At 61.5% G+C, this 20,325-nt stretch carries 24 protein-coding genes; 17 read left to right on the plus strand and 7 right to left on the minus strand.

All coding sequences use genetic code 11. The annotated features are described in order from the left end of the window. The first annotated feature begins 2 nt into the window (after positions 1–2). The 12 genes from IB285_RS04755 to IB285_RS04810 all read left to right on the plus strand — a co-directional run bounded on the left by IB285_RS04755 (position 3) and on the right by IB285_RS04810 (position 9,644). Complete coding sequence (locus tag IB285_RS04755) at positions 3–1,028, plus strand: aspartate-semialdehyde dehydrogenase (RefSeq protein ID WP_190787099.1); 1,026 nt, start codon at positions 3–5, stop codon at positions 1,026–1,028. 5 nt (positions 1,029–1,033) lie between these two features. Then, on the plus strand, positions 1,034–1,576 hold the full coding sequence (locus IB285_RS04760) for an aspartate-semialdehyde dehydrogenase (RefSeq protein ID WP_190788990.1): 543 nt from the start codon (positions 1,034–1,036) through the stop codon (positions 1,574–1,576). A gap of 19 nt (positions 1,577–1,595) precedes the next feature. Next, complete coding sequence (locus IB285_RS04765) at positions 1,596–2,246, plus strand: 2-hydroxychromene-2-carboxylate isomerase (RefSeq protein ID WP_190787100.1); 651 nt, start codon at positions 1,596–1,598, stop codon at positions 2,244–2,246. Further along, positions 2,210–2,698 (plus strand): GFA family protein, encoded by a 489-nt coding sequence (locus tag IB285_RS04770; protein ID WP_190787101.1) that lies wholly within the window; start codon positions 2,210–2,212, stop codon positions 2,696–2,698. Before IB285_RS04765 ends, IB285_RS04770 begins: the two co-directional genes overlap by 37 nt. Next, positions 2,695–3,453 (plus strand): alpha/beta fold hydrolase, encoded by a 759-nt coding sequence (locus tag IB285_RS04775; RefSeq protein ID WP_328705846.1) that lies wholly within the window; start codon positions 2,695–2,697, stop codon positions 3,451–3,453. Before IB285_RS04770 ends, IB285_RS04775 begins: the two co-directional genes overlap by 4 nt. Continuing rightward, complete coding sequence (locus tag IB285_RS04780; RefSeq protein ID WP_190787103.1) at positions 3,450–3,965, plus strand: hypothetical protein; 516 nt, start codon at positions 3,450–3,452, stop codon at positions 3,963–3,965. The genes IB285_RS04775 and IB285_RS04780 overlap by 4 nt, the downstream gene beginning before the upstream one ends. A 69-nt stretch (positions 3,966–4,034) precedes the next feature. Beyond that, positions 4,035–5,906: a M2 family metallopeptidase gene (locus IB285_RS04785; RefSeq protein WP_190787104.1), complete on the plus strand. Its 1,872-nt coding sequence runs from the start codon at positions 4,035–4,037 to the stop codon at positions 5,904–5,906. Next, positions 5,903–6,472, plus strand: a complete 570-nt coding sequence (locus tag IB285_RS04790) for a type III secretion system chaperone family protein (protein ID WP_190787105.1) — start codon at positions 5,903–5,905, stop codon at positions 6,470–6,472. Before IB285_RS04785 ends, IB285_RS04790 begins: the two co-directional genes overlap by 4 nt. Further along, entirely contained in the window at positions 6,462–7,526 is a 1,065-nt protein-coding gene (locus tag IB285_RS04795) for a YncE family protein (protein ID WP_190787106.1), read from the plus strand. The genes IB285_RS04790 and IB285_RS04795 overlap by 11 nt, the downstream gene beginning before the upstream one ends. After that, the gene (locus tag IB285_RS04800; protein WP_190787107.1) at positions 7,523–7,954 is read left to right on the plus strand and encodes an ATP-dependent zinc protease family protein; all 432 of its coding nucleotides are present in this window, start codon (positions 7,523–7,525) and stop codon (positions 7,952–7,954) included. Before IB285_RS04795 ends, IB285_RS04800 begins: the two co-directional genes overlap by 4 nt. Before the next feature lie 59 nt (positions 7,955–8,013). After that, on the plus strand, positions 8,014–8,919 hold the full coding sequence (gene rimK, locus IB285_RS04805; RefSeq protein ID WP_190787108.1) for a 30S ribosomal protein S6--L-glutamate ligase: 906 nt from the start codon (positions 8,014–8,016) through the stop codon (positions 8,917–8,919). Next, entirely contained in the window at positions 8,919–9,644 is a 726-nt protein-coding gene (locus tag IB285_RS04810) for an SIMPL domain-containing protein (protein ID WP_190787109.1), read from the plus strand. The genes rimK and IB285_RS04810 overlap by 1 nt, the downstream gene beginning before the upstream one ends. A gap of 52 nt (positions 9,645–9,696) precedes the next feature. Here the strand turns inward: IB285_RS04810 and IB285_RS04815 are convergent, their stop codons facing one another. The 4 genes from IB285_RS04815 to rpsF all read right to left on the minus strand — a co-directional run bounded on the left by IB285_RS04815 (position 9,697) and on the right by rpsF (position 12,551). Then, the gene (locus IB285_RS04815; RefSeq protein ID WP_190787110.1) at positions 9,697–11,145 is read right to left on the minus strand and encodes an AMP nucleosidase; all 1,449 of its coding nucleotides are present in this window, start codon (positions 11,143–11,145) and stop codon (positions 9,697–9,699) included. A 127-nt stretch (positions 11,146–11,272) separates the two neighbouring features. Continuing rightward, positions 11,273–11,947, minus strand: a complete 675-nt coding sequence (gene rplI / locus IB285_RS04820; RefSeq protein ID WP_190787111.1) for a 50S ribosomal protein L9 — start codon at positions 11,945–11,947, stop codon at positions 11,273–11,275. Between the two features lie 14 nt (positions 11,948–11,961). Next, positions 11,962–12,186 (minus strand): 30S ribosomal protein S18, encoded by a 225-nt coding sequence (rpsR, locus tag IB285_RS04825; RefSeq protein WP_007164455.1) that lies wholly within the window; start codon positions 12,184–12,186, stop codon positions 11,962–11,964. Beyond that, positions 12,186–12,551, minus strand: a complete 366-nt coding sequence (gene rpsF, locus IB285_RS04830; protein ID WP_190787112.1) for a 30S ribosomal protein S6 — start codon at positions 12,549–12,551, stop codon at positions 12,186–12,188. Before rpsF ends, rpsR begins: the two co-directional genes overlap by 1 nt. 196 nt (positions 12,552–12,747) lie before the next feature. Between rpsF and IB285_RS04835 the strand changes: the two genes are divergently transcribed. Further along, entirely contained in the window at positions 12,748–13,707 is a 960-nt protein-coding gene (locus IB285_RS04835; protein WP_190787113.1) for a DUF808 domain-containing protein, read from the plus strand. Continuing rightward, positions 13,707–14,354 (plus strand): glutathione S-transferase family protein, encoded by a 648-nt coding sequence (locus IB285_RS04840; protein WP_190787114.1) that lies wholly within the window; start codon positions 13,707–13,709, stop codon positions 14,352–14,354. The genes IB285_RS04835 and IB285_RS04840 overlap by 1 nt, the downstream gene beginning before the upstream one ends. Here the strand turns inward: IB285_RS04840 and IB285_RS04845 are convergent. The 3 genes from IB285_RS04845 to IB285_RS04855 form a co-directional block, all read right to left on the minus strand. Then, the gene (locus tag IB285_RS04845; protein WP_190787115.1) at positions 14,351–15,877 is read right to left on the minus strand and encodes a class I adenylate-forming enzyme family protein; all 1,527 of its coding nucleotides are present in this window, start codon (positions 15,875–15,877) and stop codon (positions 14,351–14,353) included. The two genes, IB285_RS04840 and IB285_RS04845, sit on opposite strands and share 4 nt — an antisense overlap. Before the next feature lie 65 nt (positions 15,878–15,942). Further along, positions 15,943–16,224, minus strand: coding sequence for an FUSC family protein (locus tag IB285_RS04850; protein ID WP_190787116.1), 282 nt, complete (start codon positions 16,222–16,224; stop codon positions 15,943–15,945). After that, positions 16,221–17,648, minus strand: a complete 1,428-nt coding sequence (locus IB285_RS04855; protein WP_190787117.1) for a Mur ligase family protein — start codon at positions 17,646–17,648, stop codon at positions 16,221–16,223. The genes IB285_RS04850 and IB285_RS04855 overlap by 4 nt, the downstream gene beginning before the upstream one ends. A gap of 54 nt (positions 17,649–17,702) precedes the next feature. On the opposite strand from IB285_RS04855, the gene IB285_RS04860 reads away from it, so the two are divergent. From IB285_RS04860 to fabG, 3 genes are read left to right on the plus strand one after another with little or no spacing between them, the layout of a single operon-like run. Beyond that, entirely contained in the window at positions 17,703–18,533 is an 831-nt protein-coding gene (locus IB285_RS04860) for an LD-carboxypeptidase (protein WP_190787118.1), read from the plus strand. A gap of 25 nt (positions 18,534–18,558) precedes the next feature. After that, the gene (gene fabD, locus IB285_RS04865; protein WP_190787119.1) at positions 18,559–19,497 is read left to right on the plus strand and encodes an ACP S-malonyltransferase; all 939 of its coding nucleotides are present in this window, start codon (positions 18,559–18,561) and stop codon (positions 19,495–19,497) included. Then, the gene (fabG, locus tag IB285_RS04870) at positions 19,497–20,249 is read left to right on the plus strand and encodes a 3-oxoacyl-[acyl-carrier-protein] reductase (protein ID WP_190787120.1); all 753 of its coding nucleotides are present in this window, start codon (positions 19,497–19,499) and stop codon (positions 20,247–20,249) included. The genes fabD and fabG overlap by 1 nt, the downstream gene beginning before the upstream one ends. Positions 20,250–20,325: the final 76 nt, after the last annotated feature.

Raw genomic sequence — 20,325 nt, forward strand, 5'->3', positions numbered from 1 at the left:
AATTGGGTTACCGCGTAGCCGTAGTCGGCGCGACCGGAAATGTCGGGCGCGAAATGATGCAGATCCTTGCCGAGCGCGAGTTCCCTGTCGATGAAGTGGCGGCAGTAGCCTCGGGCCGCTCGCAGGGCACCGAGGTCGAATACGGCGACACCGGCAAGATGCTCAAATGCAAGAATATCGAGCATTTCGACTGGGCGGGCTGGGATATTGCGCTGTTTGCGGCAGGGTCGGGTCCGGCCAAGGAATATGCGCCCAAGGCAGCCGCCGCGGGCTGCGTGGTGATCGACAATTCTTCGCTGTTCCGGATGGAGCCCGACGTGCCGCTGATCGTGCCGGAGGTGAACCCGGACGCGATCGACGGCTACAAAGAACGCAATATCATCGCCAACCCAAACTGCTCCACCGCGCAGCTCGTGGTGGCGCTAGCGCCGCTGCACAAGGCGGCCACAATCAAGCGTGTCGTCGTCTCGACCTATCAATCGGTTTCGGGAGCGGGCAAGGCGGGAATGGACGAGCTGTTCGAACAGAGCCGCGCGATCTTCGTCGGCGATCCGGTCGAGCCGACCAAGTTCACCAAGCAGATCGCTTTCAACGTGATCCCGCATATCGACGTCTTCCTCGACGATGGCTCGACCAAGGAAGAATGGAAGATGGTGGTCGAGACCAAGAAAATCCTCGATCCCAAGATCAAGCTCAATGCCACCTGCGTGCGGGTGCCCGTGTTTGTTGGGCATTCCGAGGCAGTGAACATTGAGTTCGAAAACGAAATCAGCGCAGAGCAAGCTCAGGAAATCCTGCGCGAGGCGCCGGGCATCATGCTGGTCGATAAGCGCGAGGATGAAGGCTACGTCACCCCGGTGGAAAGCGCCGGCGACAGCGCGACCTACATCAGCCGCGTGCGCGATGACCCGACGGTGGAAAACGGTATCACTTTGTGGTGCGTGTCCGACAATCTGCGCAAGGGCGCTGCGCTCAACGCTGTGCAGATCGCGGAATTGCTCGGTCGGCGGCACTTGAAGAAGGGGTGAGCACCATGCGCGTTCTGGCTTTGTCGGCGTTGGCACTGGCGGCGACCGCTTGCGATAGCGGCGACGTCCCGACACCCAGCGAAGCGGCGCAGTTGCGGCCGAGCGCGCCGCAGGTCGAGGCCGACGAAGTGCTTCTGCGCGGCGACGGCCTCGTCGCAGGCAACGAAGCGTTTTACTTAGCCGCCGGGCAGCGGGAGGTTGAGGGCGCGATCGCACGGGCACTCGGCAAGGCAAGCGAGGGCGGAACCAATGACGCATGCGGCGCCGGACCGGTTGCCTATTCGACATTCCCCGGCGGGCTCACGGTGAATTTCCAGGACGGGTCGCTGGTCGGTTGGCTCTGGCGCGATGCATCCGAGAATATCGAACTGGCAGGCGAGATTGCGATCGGCGCTCCGCGCTCCGAAATCGAAGCGGAAGACGGTTTTGCCATGATCGAGGGAAGCACGCTGGGCGAGGAATTTTCGCTGGGCGAGCGGGTCGGCGGCTTCTTCGAAGACGGCGAGCTGTCGATGCTCTATGCCGGAACGCAGTGCTTTTTCCGGTAGAGCGGGCTAGGCTGGCGAGATGACACTCAAAGCCGACCTGTTCTTCAGCTTCCGCTCTCCCTATTCCTACCTCGCGGTCGGGCGTTACCGCGCAATGGCAGAGGAATACGATCTCGACATCGCGCTGCGCACGGTCTGGCCGATTGCAATCCGCGATCCCGATATCCTGTTCACCGGCAACCCTGCCGCTCCGCGCTACATCCTGATGGATTCCTTTCGCACGGCGCAGATGCTTGGCATACCGTTCCGATGGCCGCGCCCCGACCCGGTGGTGCAGGATCTGACCACGCGCGAGATTGCCAAGGAGCAGCCGCTGATCCGCCGCGTGTGCAGGCTGGGCCAGGCGGCCAGTCGGAAGCGTAAAGGCCTCGCCTTTGCCGATGAGGTTTCCAAAATCATTTTCTCAGGCGAGATAGACGGCTGGGACCAAGGCGATCACCTGGCCGCGGCTGCTACTAGAGCGGGTGTCGATCTCGCCGAACTCGATGCAGAGGTTGCCAGCGACGCCGACGCGCTCGACGCCGAAATCGCCGCCAATCAGGAGGCGCTTGAGGCTGCCGGACATTGGGGCGTTCCCACATTGGTCTTCGAAGGCGAGCCATTCTTTGGGCAGGACCGCATCGACACGGCCAGATGGCGCATGGAGCAAAAAGGCTTGCAGAAGCAGTGAAGGGCGAGCTTTCCGGCGAGTGCCTGTGCGGTGCGGTTCGATACACGCTGGCCGATGGCTTCCGGCTCAACCCCTATGCATGCCACTGCACCGATTGCCAGACGCGCACGGGCTCCGCTTTCAGTCAGCACATGCTGTTCCGGATCGACGATCTCACCGTTGAAGGAGAGCTGGACGTCGCCGAATACCGACAACCCAGCGGCGCGGAGGCAAGCATTTTCGGCTGCGCAAAGTGCAAGGCACGCATCTACGCCATAAACGACACGCGCGAGGGTTTCGGCTCGCTGAGGTGCGGCACCTTGCACAACAGCAATGAGGTCGTACCGGCCGCGCATATCTGGGTCCGCAGCAAGCAGCCGTGGATCGCGCTTCCCAGGGATGCCAAGACCATGGACGCCAATCCGGAGACCGCCGAGGAATGGGTCAATCTGCTGGGGATCGCTGGACAGTGACAACGGATAAATTCGCCTCGTTCGACGGTGCCGAACTCGCGGTCCACAGGCTCGGTGAGGGCAAGCCTGTCGTGCTGCTCCACGGTCTGTTTTCGAGCGCCGAGATGAACTGGATCAAGTGGGGCCATGCCGAAAAGCTGGCCGATGCAGGGTTTCGCGCCATCATGCTCGATTTCCGTGTCCACGGCGAAAGCGCGTCACCGAGGGACTCCGACTCTTATCCCCCAAGCGTTCTCATACGCGATGCGGCGGCGCTGATCGGTCATGAGTGCCTTGAGGACGGCGGCTATGACCTCGTTGGCTTCTCGCTCGGCGCGCGCACCGCGATCCACGGCTGCGCGGCGGGCGTTCTCAATCCGCGGCGATTGATCGCGTGCGGCATGGGCGTCGCGGGCCTCACCGATTGGCGGCGCCGCTCCGCCTTCTTCAAACGTGTCATCGACGAATTCGACTCGATCGAGCGCGGCGATCCTGCCTATCTCTCGCGCCAGTTCCTGAAGTCTCAGGGTGTCGACCGAATTGCCGCGCGGCTGCTGCTCGACGCATTCGAGGATCTCGATCCGGCCCTGCTCGGCGATATCCAGCAGCCGGCGCTGGTGCTGAACGGCGAGAAGGACGATGACAATGGATCGGCGGAAGAATTGGCCGGTCTGCTGCCCAATGCGCGCTATCAGGAAGTCCCCGGCGGGCACCTCGACAGCGCGACCAAGGCCGAACTCGGCGATGCCATAGTCAGTTTCCTGAGCCAGCCGTGACGCGCAAATCGCCCGATCTGAGATATTGGCTGATCGGGTTGGCGATCTTCGCGGCGCTTATTGTGATCAGCGTGCTGACCAGGGGTGATGCACCCTACGGCGTCGTCGATCACCAGGCCGCAGGCACAGCGCGGCAGGTCGATATCATCCAGGCGAGCTGGAGCGAAGCCGGTCTGACTGCGATCGTCACCATTTCCATGCTGATCGATCTGATATTCATCGGCGTCTACAGCTATGGCAGCTGGCGCGCGGGACGGAGCTTTAGAGGTTTCGAGAACAGGGGGCTAAAAGCAATCGGCGCGGTCGTGATCGCCGCAGCGGCCCTGTTTTGCTTAACCGACTATATCGAGACGATCCTGCAAATCGTTCAGATGCTCCGCGGTGAGGGCTCAGACTGGATGGCTGCGACGGCTGCCACGGCGCAGCCCGTAAAGATCGCATCTTGGGTTGTGACATTCATCGGTGTGCTGATCGGCCTGATCCTCGCGCGGAAAGCGCCGGGCGATACTTGATTCAATCCGGCCACCGGTTCAATCAGCACATTATCGCAGACACATCATTTCTACAGGATCGCACACCCAATGAAATTCGCTTCTTCCGCGCTCAAGACCTCGCTCGCCGCGCTTACCATTTCGCTCGCTTCCACGCCGGTACTCGCCGATGACCATTCGGGCGAAGACGCAGCGCAGCAAACCGCCGAAAGCCGGTTCCCACTCACGCCGGAAGGTGCGGCTGAGTTCGTCGCCGCGGCCGAGGCGGACATGTTCGAGTTTTCGAAGACCTTCGCGCACGTTTCATGGCTCAACGCGACCAACATCAATCACGATTCCAACACGCTCGCCGCGCAATACGGCGCCGAAGCGACGCTCAAGAGTGTAGGCTACGCCAACGAAGCCGCGAAATATGCAGGCATCGAGGGCCTTGATCCGGAGGTTTCGCGCAAGCTCGATATGCTGCGCAACGGCATCGCAATGCCCGCGCCCTCGCGCGATGGCGCGGCGGAGGAGCTTTCGAACATCGCGACCGATCTTGGCGCGCAGTACGGGCAGGGGAAGGGCACGCTGAACGGCGAGCCCATCAATGGCTCCGATATCGAAGCCGAAATGGGCAATATCGAGCGGACGCCCGCCGAACTCGCCGAGATGTGGGCAAGCTGGCACGACAATGTCGGCGCCCCGATGCGCGAGGACTACACCCGCATGATTGCGATCGCCAATGAGGGTGCGGCCGAACTGGGCTTCGACAATGTCGGCACGATGTGGCGCTCAGGTTATGACATGACCCCAGAGCAGTTCGCTGCCGAGACCGAGCGCATGTGGCAGGAAGTGAAGCCGCTTTACGTCGCGCTCCACACCTATGTCCGCCGCAAGCTCAATGAGAAACACGGCGATACCATCCAGCCTGCCACCGGCCCGATCCGCGCCGACCTGCTTGGCAATATGTGGGCGCAGGAATGGGGCAACATCTATCCGCTGGTCGCGCCAGAGGGCGCAGGTGACATCGGATACGACCTTACCGATCTGATCGAGCAAAAGGGCCTCGACGCGGTCGAAATGACCAAGGTCGGCGAGCAGTTCTTCTCCTCGCTCGGCTTCGAAGCGCTGCCCGAGACATTCTGGGAGCGGAGCCAGTTTACCAAGCCGCGCGACCGCGAAGTCGTCTGCCATGCGAGCGCATGGAACCTCGACAATGTCGACGATCTGCGGATCAAGATGTGTATCAAGCAGAATGCGGATGACTTCATCACCATCCACCACGAGCTTGGCCACAATTACTACCAGCGCGCCTACAACATGCAGGATTATCTGCACCTCACGGGCGCGAATGACGGCTTTCACGAAGCGATCGGAGACATGATCGCGCTGTCGATCACGCCGGAATATCTGGTGCAGATCGGCATGCTCGAGGCGGATCAGGTGCCAAGCGCGGACAAGGATATCGGTCTGCTGTTGCGTCAGGCGATGGACAAGGTCGCTTTCCTGCCATTCGGCCTGCTGGTCGACCGGTATCGCTGGAGCCTGTTCGACGGGTCGGTCGCGCCGGAGGACTACAACAAAGCCTGGACCGAGCTCCGCACCGAATACCAAGGCATCGTCCCACCGGTAGAGCGCCCCGCGGGCGCCTTCGATCCGGGTGCGAAATATCACGTTCCCGGTAACGTCTCTTACACGCGCTATTTCCTTGCGCGGTTGCTGCAATTCCAGTTTTACAAGGCCGCCTGCGACCAGGCCGGATGGGAAGGGCCGCTTCATCGCTGCTCCTTCTATGGCAACGAGGAAGTAGGGAAGAACCTCAACGCGATGCTCGAACTCGGCGCATCAAAGCCATGGCCCGACGCGCTCGAGGCGTTCACCGGTGAGCGCAAGATGAGCGGCAAGGCGATGGCGGAATACTTCGCTCCGCTGAAGGAATGGCTTGACGAACAGAATGAAGGCCAGGAGCAAGGCTGGTGAGCAAGACTGTATCGATCATCGCTGCCGGTGCATTGGCAGTCTGCGCGCCCGCGGCGATCGCTCAGGACAGTGCAATGCCGATGGTATCGGCCGGCGACGTTCAGGGGGTGATGAATGTCCTGCGCTCGGCAGGCTACGATGTCGAACTGTTCGAACGCAAGGATGACGAAGATACGACCTTCATCGAGATAGACACCGCTATCGGCGTCAATCAGGTGCGATTTACCGACTGCGCACCTGCCGTCCCGGACTTCTGCGAAACACTCGTTTTGTCGGCATGGTGGGACCGCGAAACGCCGATTTCCGATGAAGCGCTGGCCGCTGCTAACAAGCAGAACAAATATGTTTCGGTCTTTCGCGCGAGTGATGGCGATCCGGTAATGCAGTGGGCGATCCTGACCCGGCGCGAAGGCATACCTGCGACCGTTTTCCTGAACGCCGTCCAACGGTTCAGCGGCATCACGCGCGATTACCGCGATGTCGTGTTCGAGAATGATGGCGCAGGAGAGGAAGCGGCGACTGCCACAAACGAAACCGGTGAAGGCGATGGATCTGATGCGGAATAAGGCGGCCCTCTGCGGCGTTATCGCCCTCTCTTTGGGCGCGTGCTCGGGAGAGGTAGAAGAGTTCTTCAAGAGCGCACCGCTCGGCACTGCGGAGGTGCGACAGGGTACGCCGGAAGCTGGCTGGGATACCGGTGCGCGTGAAGGTGCGGCTCTCTTCGTTGCGAACAAGCGCGGGAATACGCTGTCCAAGATCGACCTCGACACGGGCGAAGAGGTGCTGCGCCTCGACAGCTGCACCAATCCGCATGAACTGGCGACCTCGCCCGATGGCAACCACGTTGCGCTTGCCTGTTATGGCGGGACGACGGTCGATATCTTCGCGACGTCAGACCTGTCGCGTGTTGCCAGCATCGAGCTGGGCGACAATGCGCGTCCTCATGGCATCGTCTGGCATTCGACGGGCGATATCTACGCGACAGCAGAGGGCCGCCAGTCGATCGTGTGGATTCACGAACCGCTCGGAAAGCAGGAAACCTTCGAATACGCGACGGGTAAGGAGGGCAGCCACATGCTCGTGGTTTCTCCCGATGCGACCACCGCTTGGACGACTGACCTCGGCTCTCGCACCGTTACCCGGATCGATCTGGAGGCGGAGACCGCGCCGCTTTCTGTCACCGTGGGTGAAGAGCCTGAAGGCATTGCGCTGTCGCCCGATGGCGAGGCGCTATGGGTCTCCGCGCGCGGATCGAACCAGGCTTTCGAGCTCGATCCCGAAACCATGGAAGTGCGCCACACGATCGACACTGGCGCATTTCCGCTGCGGCTTGCGATTCGGCCGCAGGGCGACGTTGCGGTCACTTCAGACCTTGCCGATGGCGGCCTGACTGTGATCGATCTTGCCACCGCCAGAGTGGTTCGCTCCATCGCGGTATCGAGCGCCGAAGAAGCGCAAGATCGGTTCCAGGTCACGATCCTGTGGTCCGACGACGGCGAGCGGATCTATGTCGCAGAGACAGCAAGCAACACCGTGGCCGAGGTCGATTATGCCACCGGCGAAGTCCTGCGCCGCCTGCCCACGGGTGAGGGCGGAGACGGCATGGCGATCCTGCCTTGAGCGAAAAGGCGCAGTCGCTCCCCACGGTCGGCTGGCGGGAATGCGTCGACCTGCCCGGCCTCGGGATCACCAATATCCCTGCGAAGATCGACACGGGTGCGCGCACGTCCTCGCTCCACGGGCACGTGATCGAGACCTTTGAACGTGATGGCAGGACCTTTGTTCGGTTCTCGGTCGATTGGGACGATATCGAGCTGGAATGCGAGGCAGTGCAGGTCGACAGGCGCGGTATCACCAGCTCCAACGGCGAGACTCAACAGCGCTACGTCATCAAGACTCCGGTGCGAATCGGCGGTGCGGAATTCCGCGCCGAATTCAGTCTGGCCGACCGATCCGAGATGAAATTTCCGATACTTATCGGTCGCACCGCGCTAAGAAGGCGCTTCGTTGTCGACAGCGGCCGTTCATGGTTGCAATCGCGCGCCTGACTGCACGGTATCGCTTACAATGAAATGGTCCGGCGCAATCGCCGGAGAAAGGGCCGCCCATGAAAATTGCCATGCTCGCTCGCAATCCGAACCTGTATTCGCACAAGCGGCTTAAAGAGGCAGCAGAGACCCGCGGCCACGAGCTCGATATCCTCAACACCACGCGCTGCACCGTGCATATTGCGAGCCATCGGCCGGAGGTGTTCTATAATGGTGAGGCGATGGTCGGATATGATGCGATCATCCCGCGTATCGGTGCATCCATCACCAATTACGGCCTTTCGATCCTGCGCCAGTTCGAAATGCGCGGCTGCTGGCCGCTGAATGAAAGCGTCGCGATCGGCCGCAGCCGCGACAAGCTGCGCTCGATGCAGATTCTTGCCAAACACGGCATCGGATTGCCGCTGACGGCCTACGCCAACGATCCCAAACAGGCCGAGGAGATCATAAAGGCGGTCAACGGTCCGCCGGTCGTGATCAAGCTGCTGGAGGGAACACAGGGCATCGGGGTGGTGCTCGCCGAGACGATGAGCAGCGCCAAATCGGTGATTGAGGCGTTTCGCGGGGCAAATGTAAACATCCTCGTGCAGGAGTTCATCAAGGAAGCAGGCGGCACCGACATCCGCGCCCTGGTCGTCGGCGGGAAGGTCGTCGCGGCAATGAAGCGCACCGGCGCAGCGGACGACTTCCGCTCGAACCTTCACCGCGGCGGCAGCGCGCAGCTCATCAAGATCACGCCGGAAGAACGCTCCACAGCCGTGCGCGCGGCAAAGCACATGGGGCTCAATGTCTGCGGTGTGGACATGCTGCGCTCGAACCACGGACCGGTGATCACGGAGGTCAATTCCTCACCCGGTCTCGAAGGCATCGAAAAGGCGACCGAAAAAGACATCGCCGGAATGATAATCGATTACATCGAGAAGAACGCGAGGGCGGGCAAGACGAAGACTAAGGGGCAGGGGTGATGCACAAGCTTCTGCCGCTCCTAGGTGCAGCGATGGTCGCGTCCCCTCTGGCAGCCCAAACGGCGCCAGCGCGGCCTGTGGTGCAACCCGAAGAGACTATTCTCAGAGTAAAGGGTGAGGGTGTGGTGACAGCAACACCAACGCAAATGACCGCGACGATTGGCATGGAAACCGTCGCCGCGACGGCGGCCACCGCATTGGATGCAAACAATCGCAGGTTGGGACCAGTCGTCGAGATGTTGCGCGCGCAGGGAATTGCCGCTTCGGACATTCAGACTTCGGGGCTCGAAGTCCAGCCACAATATTCGGACCAGCGCGACCGACGAGAAGAGCGGATCATCGGCTTTCGTGCAAGCAATCGTCTCACCGTGACAAGCCGGGATCTCGAACGCGCAGGTGAACTGATTAGTGCGCTGTTCAATGCCGGCGTCAATTCGATCGACGGACCTTACTTTGCCGTCGCGGAAGGTGCCAAAGAGCCACTCACTCGCGAGGCCGAGGCCGATGCACTGCGCGAAGCACAGGCGCAAGCCGAGAGCACGGCAGCGGCTCTTGGCATGCGCATTTCGAGGGTCCTTCTCGTTTCCGACAGTGAGGTCGAATTCCAGAACGGTTCCGGCTACATTGTCGTGACGGGAAGTCGGCTCGCGAGAACCCCGATCGAACCGGGACAGATCGAAATCAAGGCGGAATACGACGTCGAGTATGCCGCCATACCGATGTAGCTTTACAACCGATCGTCCCGTGGCCGACGCGAGATATTTGGCGGTTCGTTTTCTACCTAAACGGCGGCTCATTGAAGGCGCGCAATTTCCGCGAGTGCAGCCGGTCGCCTTCGTCGCGAAGGCGTTTGCACGCTTCCAGGCCGATCTGCAGGTGCGCGGCGATCGCTTCTTCGTAAAACTTGTTCGCCTGTCCCGGCAGCTTGATCTCGCCGTGGAGCGGTTTGTCCGAGACGCAGAGCAGGGTGCCGTAGGGCACGCGGAACCGGTACCCTTGGGCGGCGATCGTTGCGCTCTCCATTTCCACCGCAATGGCGCGGCTGTGCGAAAACCTCTTGGCCGAGCTTGAATAGTGCAGCTCCCAATTGCGGTCATCGGTGGTGACGACGGTGCCGGTGCGCATCCGCTGCTTGATATTCGCGCCCTGTGCGCCCGATACCTCTTCAGCCGCGCCAGCCAGGGCAAGCTGCACTTCGGCAATCGGCGGGATCGGGATTTCGGGCGGAAGCACTGCGTCCAGCACGTGGTCGTCGCGCAGATAGGCATGGGCGAGCACGAAGTCGCCGATCTTCTGGCTGGAGCGGACGCCGCCGCAATGCCCGATCATCATCCAGGCATGCGGACGCAAAACCGCAAGGTGATCGCAGATCGTTTTCGCGTTGGAGGGGCCGACGCCGATATTGACGAGTGTGATCCCGCGCTTGTCGGGGCGTTTGAGGTGATAGGCCGGCATCTGGTGCCGCCGCCAGGCTGTGTCGTTGAGCAGAGCCTGAGCGTTGTTCGTGCATTGGGCGATGTTGAGCCCTGCAGCGCCGGTCAGCGCGACATAGCCGCTTTCGTCCTCTTCGGCGCAGATCTGCTGCGCGCCCCAGTTCACGAATTCATCGACATAGCGGTGATAGTTGGTGAACAGGATGAAGTCCTGAAAATCCTCAACCTGCGTGCCGGTGTAATGGGCCAGGCGCGCGAGCGAGTAATCGGTCCGCAGGCCGTCGAACAGCGACAGCGGCATGTCCTCGTTTTCGTCGAATTCAATGCCATCGGCGAGCTCGTCTCCGATCAGCGAGAGGTCGGTCGAGGGGAAGTGCTGGGCAATATCCTGCGGCGCTATGCCGGACATCGCTGCACCAGCCTCGCCATCAAGCACGTAGGGAAAGGGGATTTCCTGCCGCGACCGCCCGACCTCGACCTCGATGTCGTATTCGTTCGAAATGAGCTCGAGCTGTTCGGCCAGATAATCGCCGAACAGGTCGGGCCGTGTCACCGTGGTCGTGTAGGTGCCGGGCATTTCGAGCCGGCCGAAAGCACGGCTGCGGTCGAGGGGATCGCCATTGCCCGAATAATGCAGGGTCAGCTGCGGATAGGCATAGCTGCCATCCTCTCGCTTGCGCTGCGGCGGCACGGTGCCGTCGCGCCCATATGCGATCACGTCTTCGCGCAAAGCGTCCACGGCATCGCTGTAGTTCTGCTGCAATTCTTCGAGGATGGTGGCGATTGGTTTCATATATTCTGCCTAGCGGTTCGGATCGGATGTTTCAAAGACACTGGCGATCTGCGGCGCAAGTGCCTGTTACAAAAAGGGCGCGGCAGTCTTTCGACGCCGCGCCCTTCATGTTTCGTGACGATGTCGCTTACGCGTCGTCGTCCTCGGTCTTGTGGTCGGTTGCTTCGACGAGAGCTTCGGTCTCGGTCGTGCCTTCCGGTGTCGCAACGCCTTCTTCGAGCAGTTCGGCGGGGATCTCACCCGGCTCGAGGTTCGGATCGGTGCGATTTGCCTCGGCCTGTTCCTCGATTTCCTTCTGCTCTTCCTCGAACAGCTGGGCGAGAACATCGACGCCTTGCGTCTGCAGCTCGGCCTCGTCGTCGCTGCGGGCGACGTTAGCTCTTACAGTCACGTGCACCTCTGGGTGCAGGGCAACGGTCACGTCGTGCATGCCGATCGTCTTGATCGGTGCGCCCATGATGACCTGCTTCTTGTCGATGTCGTGGCCTTGCTCGGTCAGGCCGGCGACCATGTCGCGGACGTTGACCGAACCATAAAGCTGACCGGCGTTGGACGCGGCACGGATGAGGATGACCTCTGCACCTTCGACCTTTTCGCCAAGCTTTTCGGCTTCTGCACGGCGCTCTGCGTTCTCTTTTTCGAGCCGTTCGCGGTTGGCCTCGAACACCTTCTTGTTCGCTTCGTTGGCGCGCAGGGCTTTCTTCTGCGGAAGCAGGAAGTTGCGGGCATAGCCGTCCTTCACGGTGACGACGTCACCGATCGTGCCGAGCTTCTCGATACGCTGGAGAAGAATGATATCCATGATGTATTCTCCTCTTACTTAACGATGTAGGGAAGCAGGCCGATGTGGCGTGCACGCTTGATCGCCTTGGCGAGCTCACGCTGTTTCTTGGCGGAAACGGCGGTTATGCGCGAAGGCACGATCTTGCCACGCTCGGACATGAAGCCCTGCAGCAGGCGCACGTCCTTGTAATCGATCTTGGGGGCGTCCTTTCCGCTGAACGGGCAGGACTTGCGGCGGCGGAAAAACGGGCGGGCCATCAGTCGCGCTCCTCACGGTCGGAACGGCGCTTACGATCGCGCTCGTTCTTGCGCATCATCACGCTGGGGCCATCTTCGTGCTCTTCGACACGGATGGTCATGTAGCGGATGACGTCTTCGTTGATACGGGTCTGGCGCTCGAGTTCCTCGACAACGGTGCCCGGGGCATCGATGTTGAGCATCACGAAGTGTGCCTTGCGGTTGCGGTCGATCTTGTAGGCGAGGGTTTTGAGGCCCCATGTTTCGGTCTTGGTGACCTTGCCTTCGTTCGCTTCGACGATTTCGGTCGCCGTGGCCGCCAACGCGTCTACCTGGGCCTGCGAGAGGTCCTGACGCGCGAGAAAGATATGCTCGTAATGAGCCATCTCGCGTTCCTTTCGATTTATGCCGATCGCTGGCTTGTCCGTCCGAATGACGGGGCCCCTCCGGCTTTCTGCTATCCGCCCTGGAAAAAGCGGATGCGCGCACATAGCGGGTTTGCGGTTTAATGCAAGGCTTGTCGTATCGGAACGAGCTTGGCAGGCCGCCGTTGCACAAGGGTACGAGATAAGGGGAATTGGCTTGCCTTCAGGATTAGTCGCATTGTTCGATGACGTCGCCGTCATCGCGCGCGCCGCCGCCGCTTCGGCAGACGATATCGCCGCCGCCGCGGGCCGGGCCGGGTCTAAGACGGCCGGTGTGGTGATCGACGATGCGGCGGTCACGCCGAGCTATGTGACCGGCCTGTCGCCCGCGCGCGAACTGCCGATCATCTGGGCGATCACCAAGGGGAGCCTCTTCAACAAGCTGGTGTTGTTGCTGCCCGGCGCGATCCTGCTTTCCGAATTCCTGCCCGGCCTGATCATTTTCATCCTGATGCTGGGCGGCGCGTTTCTCTGTTACGAGGGCGCTGAAAAAGTGCTCGAGAAGCTCGGGGCAGAAAAGCATGGCAAGACGGTCGAGGATGAGATTGCAGATCCCGCCGAGTTCGAAAAACAGCGCATTTCTGGGGCGATCCGCACCGACCTGATCCTGTCGGCGGAGATCATGGCTATTGTGCTCAATGAGCTCGATCTGCCGACATGGTGGGAGCGCGGCCTTGCACTCGCATTGGTGGCGGTTGTCGTTACCGTGGTGGTTTATGGGACCGTGGCGATTATCGTAAAGCTGGACGATATCGGGCTGGCTCTGGCAGAATCCGACAACATCGCACAGCGCAATTTTGGCGAGGGACTTGTTGCCTTCGTGCCCAAATTGCTCACCGCACTTTCGCTGATCGGTACCGTCGCGATGCTGTGGGTCGGCGGCGGTATCATCGTTCACGGCACGCACGAGATCGGCTTCGACCTGCTCTACGATTTCGCCCATGGAGCGGAATATGCAGTGAAGGGTGCCACCGGGGCGCTGTCCGGTATCCTGGGCTGGGCGACCTATGCGGCCATTTCGGCCGTCATCGGCCTGGTCCTGGGCGCAATCATCGCTTTCGTGCTGCATAAAGTGCTGAAGATCGGGCACGGCGGCGAGACTGCAGGAGCGCACTGATGGCAGATCGTCCCGTTCTTTATACCTGCGCCCGGTCGCGCGGGCTGCGCGCGACCTGGGCGGCGGAGGAGGCGGGCGTCGATGTTGACCTCAAGGTCCTGCCATTTCCCCCGCGCTATCTCGCCCCTGAGTATATGGAGATCAATCCGCTCGGCACGGTGCCCTTGCTCATCGACGGGGAGTCGCGACTGACGGAAAGTTGCGCAATCGCGCATTACCTCGCGACGCGCGGAGAGTTTACCGATCTCGCCATCGCTCCGGGCGAGCGGGATTACGCGGAATATTGTGATTTCACCTATCACGCGGACGCGACGATCACCTTTCCGCAAACGGTCTACATGCGCTTCGCCATCTTCGAGAAGGAGAAGGGCTGGGCGGAGGCGGGCGAGGCCTATGCCAAGTGGTTTGAAAAGCGCCTTGTGAAGATCGAACAGCGTCTGGAGACCCGCGAATATCTATGCGCCGATCGCTTCACCGTCGCGGATATCTGCATAGCTTATGCGCTGATCCTCGCGCAGAATGTGGGGTTGGACGACCGCGTACCGCATTCGCTCAAGGTTTACCGAGAGCGTATGACCGCCCGCGAAGGATACCAGCGCGCGTTTGCACGCGAGGAAGAGGGCAGGAAGGCGCTCGAGGCGGACTAGGCCGCCTGATCTTCGCTGACCGGACGTGCGGATAGCTCCCGCCTGAGCAGCTTGCCAAGCGGATCGCGCGGCAATTGATCCACGAATTCGATGTAGCGCGGACGTTTGTACCCGGCGATCGCCTCCTTGAAGCGTGCGGTGATTTCCTCCCGCGTCAATTCCTTGCCGGGGTGCAACACCACGAACGCTTTGACCGCTTCGCCCCATTTTGCGTCTGGCACCCCGGCGCATCCGGCATCGGCGACTTCGGGCATGTTTGCGAACACCGCATCGATCTCTGCTGGGTAGACGTTTTCGCCGCCGGTCTTGATCAATTCCTTTGCGCGGCCGAGCAGGTAGCCGAGCCCGCGCTCGTCCATTGTGCCAAGGTCGCCGGTACGCAGCCAGCCATGGCCGAGCGCTGCCTCGCTCGCTTCCTCGTTGCGCCAATAGCCCAGCATGACCGAAGGCCCGCGCAGGCATATTTCACCCTCTTCGCCCGGAGCGAGCTCGTTGCCTTGCGCATCGAGGATCGTCATTTCGACATGCGGCATGGCCCAGCCGATTGAGCGCGGATGCTCGAGCATGTCCGGGTAGTCAATGAAGGTCGCGAAACCGCAGACCTCGGTCTGGCCATATCCGCCGACCACGCGGCAATCCCACTCCTTTTCGAAAGTCTCGTAGATTTGCGGACGGCCCATGCCGGCGCCGCCAGTGTAGTTGGCAAGCGGCATCATGCCATTGCGCACCGCGTCCATCGCGAACCACTGGAACGAGATCTGCGGAAAGGCGCTGGTGGTGGTGCAGCTTTCCCGGTGGATCAGATCGAGCACCGCCGCGCTGTCATCGTCGCGCCCGGCAAACACGCTGGTTCCCCCGCAAGCGAGCATCGCTGCAACCTGCTGCATGCCAACGACATGGAACATCGGATTAATCGAGAGCAGGCGCTCTTGGTGCGTGAAACCACGCCGCACGCAGAACCCCATCGCCGATGATGCGACCGCGCTGCCCGCTTGCAGGCAGCCTTTCGGCTTTCCGGTCGTCCCGCTGGTATACATCATGTAGAGCGGCCGTTCCGATGTGAGGTCGGGCAGGGTGACTTCTGGTTGTTCGCGCGTCGCGATGCTCTCGAAGGCGCCGCCGGGATCGTGAGCCTCGTCGACTTCGATTACTTCGCCCGCGTCGGCTTCCTCCAGCAGATCGGCGAAGCGCGGATTGACAAAGGTCATCGCGGGCTCGGCATTGCCTGCGATCCACGCAATTTCGCCGGGTGACAGCCGCCAATTCAGCAGGACCGCAATCGCCCCGATGCGCCCGCAGCCGAGCAGGATCGTAAGGTACGGAGCGCCATCGGTGAGCAGGATCGCGACGCGGTCTCCCGGCGCGATACCCTTGGCAAGCAACCAGCGCGCCACCCGCTCGACCCGCAGGTCGAGCTCGGCATAGGTCAGCCGCTGCGCGCCATCGACTGTCGCCTCCCGTGCGGCATGGCGCGCCGCGCAGGCGCGCAAAAGCGTATCCATCGAAAAATCGCGTGCATCCATGGAGCCAGGATTAGCGCCACGGGAACCCGCGCTCCATCAGCGATTTTGGGAAGGCGGCTGTCGCCCTACGATTGCTCCGGGGCGTCGAGTTGCAACCCGCATTTGCCGCATTCGCGCCGCGGCCATGGGATCACGATCATTCCCCGGAAGAACATGTTGTATCCACAGCGCGGGCAATTGAACCGCAGCATCGGCGCGTTGAGCCAGATCAGGACGACGATCGCGATCGCGAAGGCGATGGTCGAATGGCCATAGATCATGTCGATCGCCAGCACGAACAGGATCGCCATCATGGTGGCCACTGCCATGCGCCAGGCATGGCGTTTCGCGCGGTCGAACAGGCTCATGGGACGCTTGCGAGTACGGTGCGCGCAAATTCGCTCAGCGTGTCGTCGCGTGCTCCCATGATCACGATGCGGTCACCATCCTTTGCCAATTCCGCGATCCGCTTTCCGCAATCCTCGCGTGAGGCGATGTGTTCCGCCGTGCCGCCCGCTTGCTTGATCAGCTCGATTATTCGCTCGCTGCCCTGGCTGCGGTCAACGGTGCCTCCGAAATAGACCGGGTCGCACATGATGGTGATATCAGTCGCATCCAGCTCCCGCGCGAAGGTTTCGGCCAGCTCGTCGCCCATCTGGCGCAGCGGCCCGTATCCATGCGGCTGAAAGAACGCGATGACCCGTCCCGGCACCGATTTGAGCGTGCGCAAGGTGGCCGCGCACTTTTCGGGATTGTGGCCGAAATCGTCGATCACAGTAATGCTGCTCTTGGTCGTCCCAACAACGTCGAAGCGGCGGGCCAGCCCCTTGAAACGCGAAAGCGCCTCAACCGCTTCTTCCAGATTCACCCCGGCAGCGCCCGCTGCGGCAATCGCAGCGAGCGCATTCGACAGATTATGCCTGCCCGGCATCGGCAGGGTGAGGTGCGCGCTCTCGCCGCTGCGATTGTCGATGATGTCGGCAGCGACAGCAAAGGGCTGGTACTCGATCGAACCCTCCACCGCCGCAATATTGGCGTCCTCGGCCTCGATCCCGAAGCTCACCGCATCATTCGCACGTCCAGAGAGGCCGCGGGCGCGCTCATCGTCATAATTGACGACCGCACGCTGCGCTTTCGCGAGATAGTCACCGAACAGCTTCTCCAGTTCCTCGATGCTTTTGTGGTCGAGGCTGACATTGAGCAGCACCGCAACGCTCGGGCGATAGAGCGCGATCGATCCGTCGCTCTCATCCACTTCGCTCACGAACACGCCCGGATCGCCGACGCGCGCGCTCGCGAAGGGGTTATCCGCATTGGCGAAGTTTTTCATCACCGCGCCGTTCATCACGGTTGGATCGAGCCCTGCCTGATGCATAATCCACGCGATCATGCCGGTGACGGTGGACTTGCCCGAGGTGCCGCCGATGGCGACGGACTGCGCGGCCTCGTTGAACAGGGCGGAAAGCAATTCCGCACGGCTCATCCTCGCATTGCCCAGCGTTCGGGCCTTGGCGACTTCGGGGACCGTATCCTCGACCGCAGCCGATGCGATCAGGATCTGACGCGAGGATGTGATCCCGCTGCCATCCTGCGGGAACAGCTCGAAGCCGTTTTCGGCAAGCCATTCGAACTTTTCCGGCGTGCGTCCCTGGTCCATGCTGCGGTCCGAGCCTGCGACCGCATGGCCTGTCCCGCGCGCGATCTGCGCAAGCGGAAGCATGCCCGAGCCGCCTATCCCGCAAAAGAAAAAGGGCCGACCTTCAAGGTCCGGCCTGATAACCTCATCGTCCATACGAATCAGGTTATTGGCTTGCGTGAATGCTGACAAGCGACATAGGGTCTGCGCATGACGAATATCGCCATTTGCGCACCCGCAACGCCGATAACCCGCGATCACGCCCGCGCTCTCGAAGAGCTGGTCGCGGCGGAATTTCCCGGCACGAACGTCACCTTCCACGAACAATGCTTCGCGCGGCAGGGACACTTTGCAGGGGATGATCTGGTGCGCCTCACCGGCCTGATCGACTGCGCGAACGATCCTGCTTTCGATGCGGTGTGGTTTGCCAAGGGCGGCTATGGCTCGAACCGCATTGCTGAGGCAGCGGTGGCGCGAATGAACGAGGCGGCGCGGTCTAAGACCTATGTGGGCTTTTCCGATTGCGGGTACCTGCTTGCCGCGCTCTATCGCCACGGCATCGGTCAGTGCGCACATGGATCAATGCCGGTAAGCGCGCGGTCCGAGAACGGCCGAAAAGCGGTAAGACGCGTTCTTCAATGGCTGAATGGCGACAATAGCGGGCTTGAGCCATCATTGGATGGCAAGATACCGGCCGTTGCGTTCAACCTGATCACGCTTGCGATGATATCGAACACGCCGCTGATGCCCGATCTTGGCGGTCATGTCGTCATGGTGGAGGAGGTGAGCGAGCATCTCTACTCGATCGACCGGCTGTTTTTTCACCTATCTGGGGTTTTGCCGCGAATAGCGGGCCTGCGGCTTGGCGCGGTGACCGATATTCCTGAAAACTACGTCGAATTCGGCCAGACCGAAGAGGAAATCGCGCGCTATTGGTGCGACCGGGCAGGGGTGCCGTATCTCGGCCGGGCAGAGATTGGGCACACGTCTGCCAACAAGGTCGTGCCCTTCGGACTTGCGAGTCCCTCGCGCGCTGCCTAGGCGCGGCGCAACAGGAGGTTTTTTCATGCGTGCATTCGTTTTTCCGGGCCAGGGTAGCCAGAAGGTCGGGATGGGCAGCGACCTTGCCGATGCCAGCACAGCAGCCCGCGAGGTGTTCGAAGAGGTAGACGAGGCGCTTTCGCAAAAGCTCTCCGCTATCATGCGCGAAGGCCCAGAGGATCAGCTGACGCTCACCGAAAACGCCCAACCTGCGATCATGGCCAACGCCATCGCGACGCTTAGGGTGCTGGAGCAGGATTTCGGCGTTAAACTTGCCGAAGCGGGATCGTGTGTCGCCGGGCACTCGCTGGGCGAATACACGGCGCTCTGCGCGGTTGGCGCGTTCGACCTTACGACGACTGCCAGATTGCTGAAATTGAGGGGTCAGGCGATGCAGGAGGCTGTTCCGGTCGGAGAGGGCGCGATGGCCGCGCTGCTTGGCGCCGATATCGACAAGGCCACCGCGCTTGCCGAGGCAGCGGCAGACGGCGAAGTATGCGAAATCGCCAATGACAACGATCCCACGCAGGTCGTCATTTCCGGCCACAAGAGCGCGGTCGAGCGCGCGGTCGCGGTTGTGAAGGACCACGGTATCAAGCGCGGCGTGCTGTTGCCCGTGTCGGCCCCATTTCACTGCTCGCTCATGCAACCGGCCGCTGACCGGATGGCGCAGGCCCTCGGCGAAACTCCGCCGGGTGCGCTCGCTCTGCCGCTATTTGCCAATGTCACCGCGGCCAAGGTGTCCGACCCCGAAGAGGAGCGCGCGCTTCTTGTCGAGCAGGTGACCGGCCGGGTACGCTGGCGGGAAAGTGTGATTGCCATGCGCGCAGACGGCGTGGAAATCTTCGTCGAACTGGGCGGAAAAGTGCTCGGACCGATGATAGGCCGTATCGACAGGGAGGCTGCGACCCACAGCCTCATCACGATGGAAGACCTCGAAACATTCGCAAAGGAAATCGGATAATGTTCTCACTCAAGGGGATGAATGCGCTGGTAACCGGCGCGAGCGGCGGGATCGGTTCCGCTATTGCGATCGCGCTGGCCAAGCAGGGTGCCCGGATTGCCCTGTCCGGTTCCAATGGTCAGAAACTGCGGGTTTTCCGCGAGCAATTGCACGAAGAGCACGGCGGCGAACATGTCGAAATTACGTGCGATCTTTCGAACCCGGAACAGGTTGAGGAGCTGATCCCCGCCACGCTCGATACGCTCGGCGGGATCGACATCCTCGTGAACAATGCCGGCATCACGCGCGACAATCTCGCGATGCGGATGAAGGATGAAGAATGGGACGATGTGATCCGCATTAACCTCGAGGCTGCGTTTCGCCTGATGCGGGCGAGCGCGCGTCCGATGATGAAAGCCCGTTTCGGGCGCATCGTGAACATCACCAGCGTGGTCGGCGCGACGGGTAATCCCGGACAGATGAACTACACCGCGGCAAAGGCGGGTCTGACCGGCATGACGAAGAGCTTCGCGCAGGAAGTCGCCTCGCGCGGGATCACGGCGAATTGCGTTGCACCCGGCTTCATCCGCACCGCGATGACGGCGCAGCTCGATGAGAAGCAAACCGATACGATCAATGCGAAAATCCCCGCGGGCAAGATGGGCGAGGGCGACGATATCGGTGCCGCATGCGCCTATCTCGCAAGCCGCGAGGCAGGCTATGTCACCGGGCAGACGCTGCATGTGAATGGCGGGATGGCGATGCTGAGCTGATCGGCCGATTGCTCCTTCGCCCCTTATCCCCAAAGGAATCCGCGATAGGCCCTCTCACGGCTTGCCCGCATAGACC

Origin of the sequence: Erythrobacter rubeus, assembly GCF_014705715.1 — a bacterium.
In the GTDB taxonomy this organism is placed as follows: Bacteria; Pseudomonadota; Alphaproteobacteria; order Sphingomonadales; family Sphingomonadaceae; genus Erythrobacter; species Erythrobacter rubeus.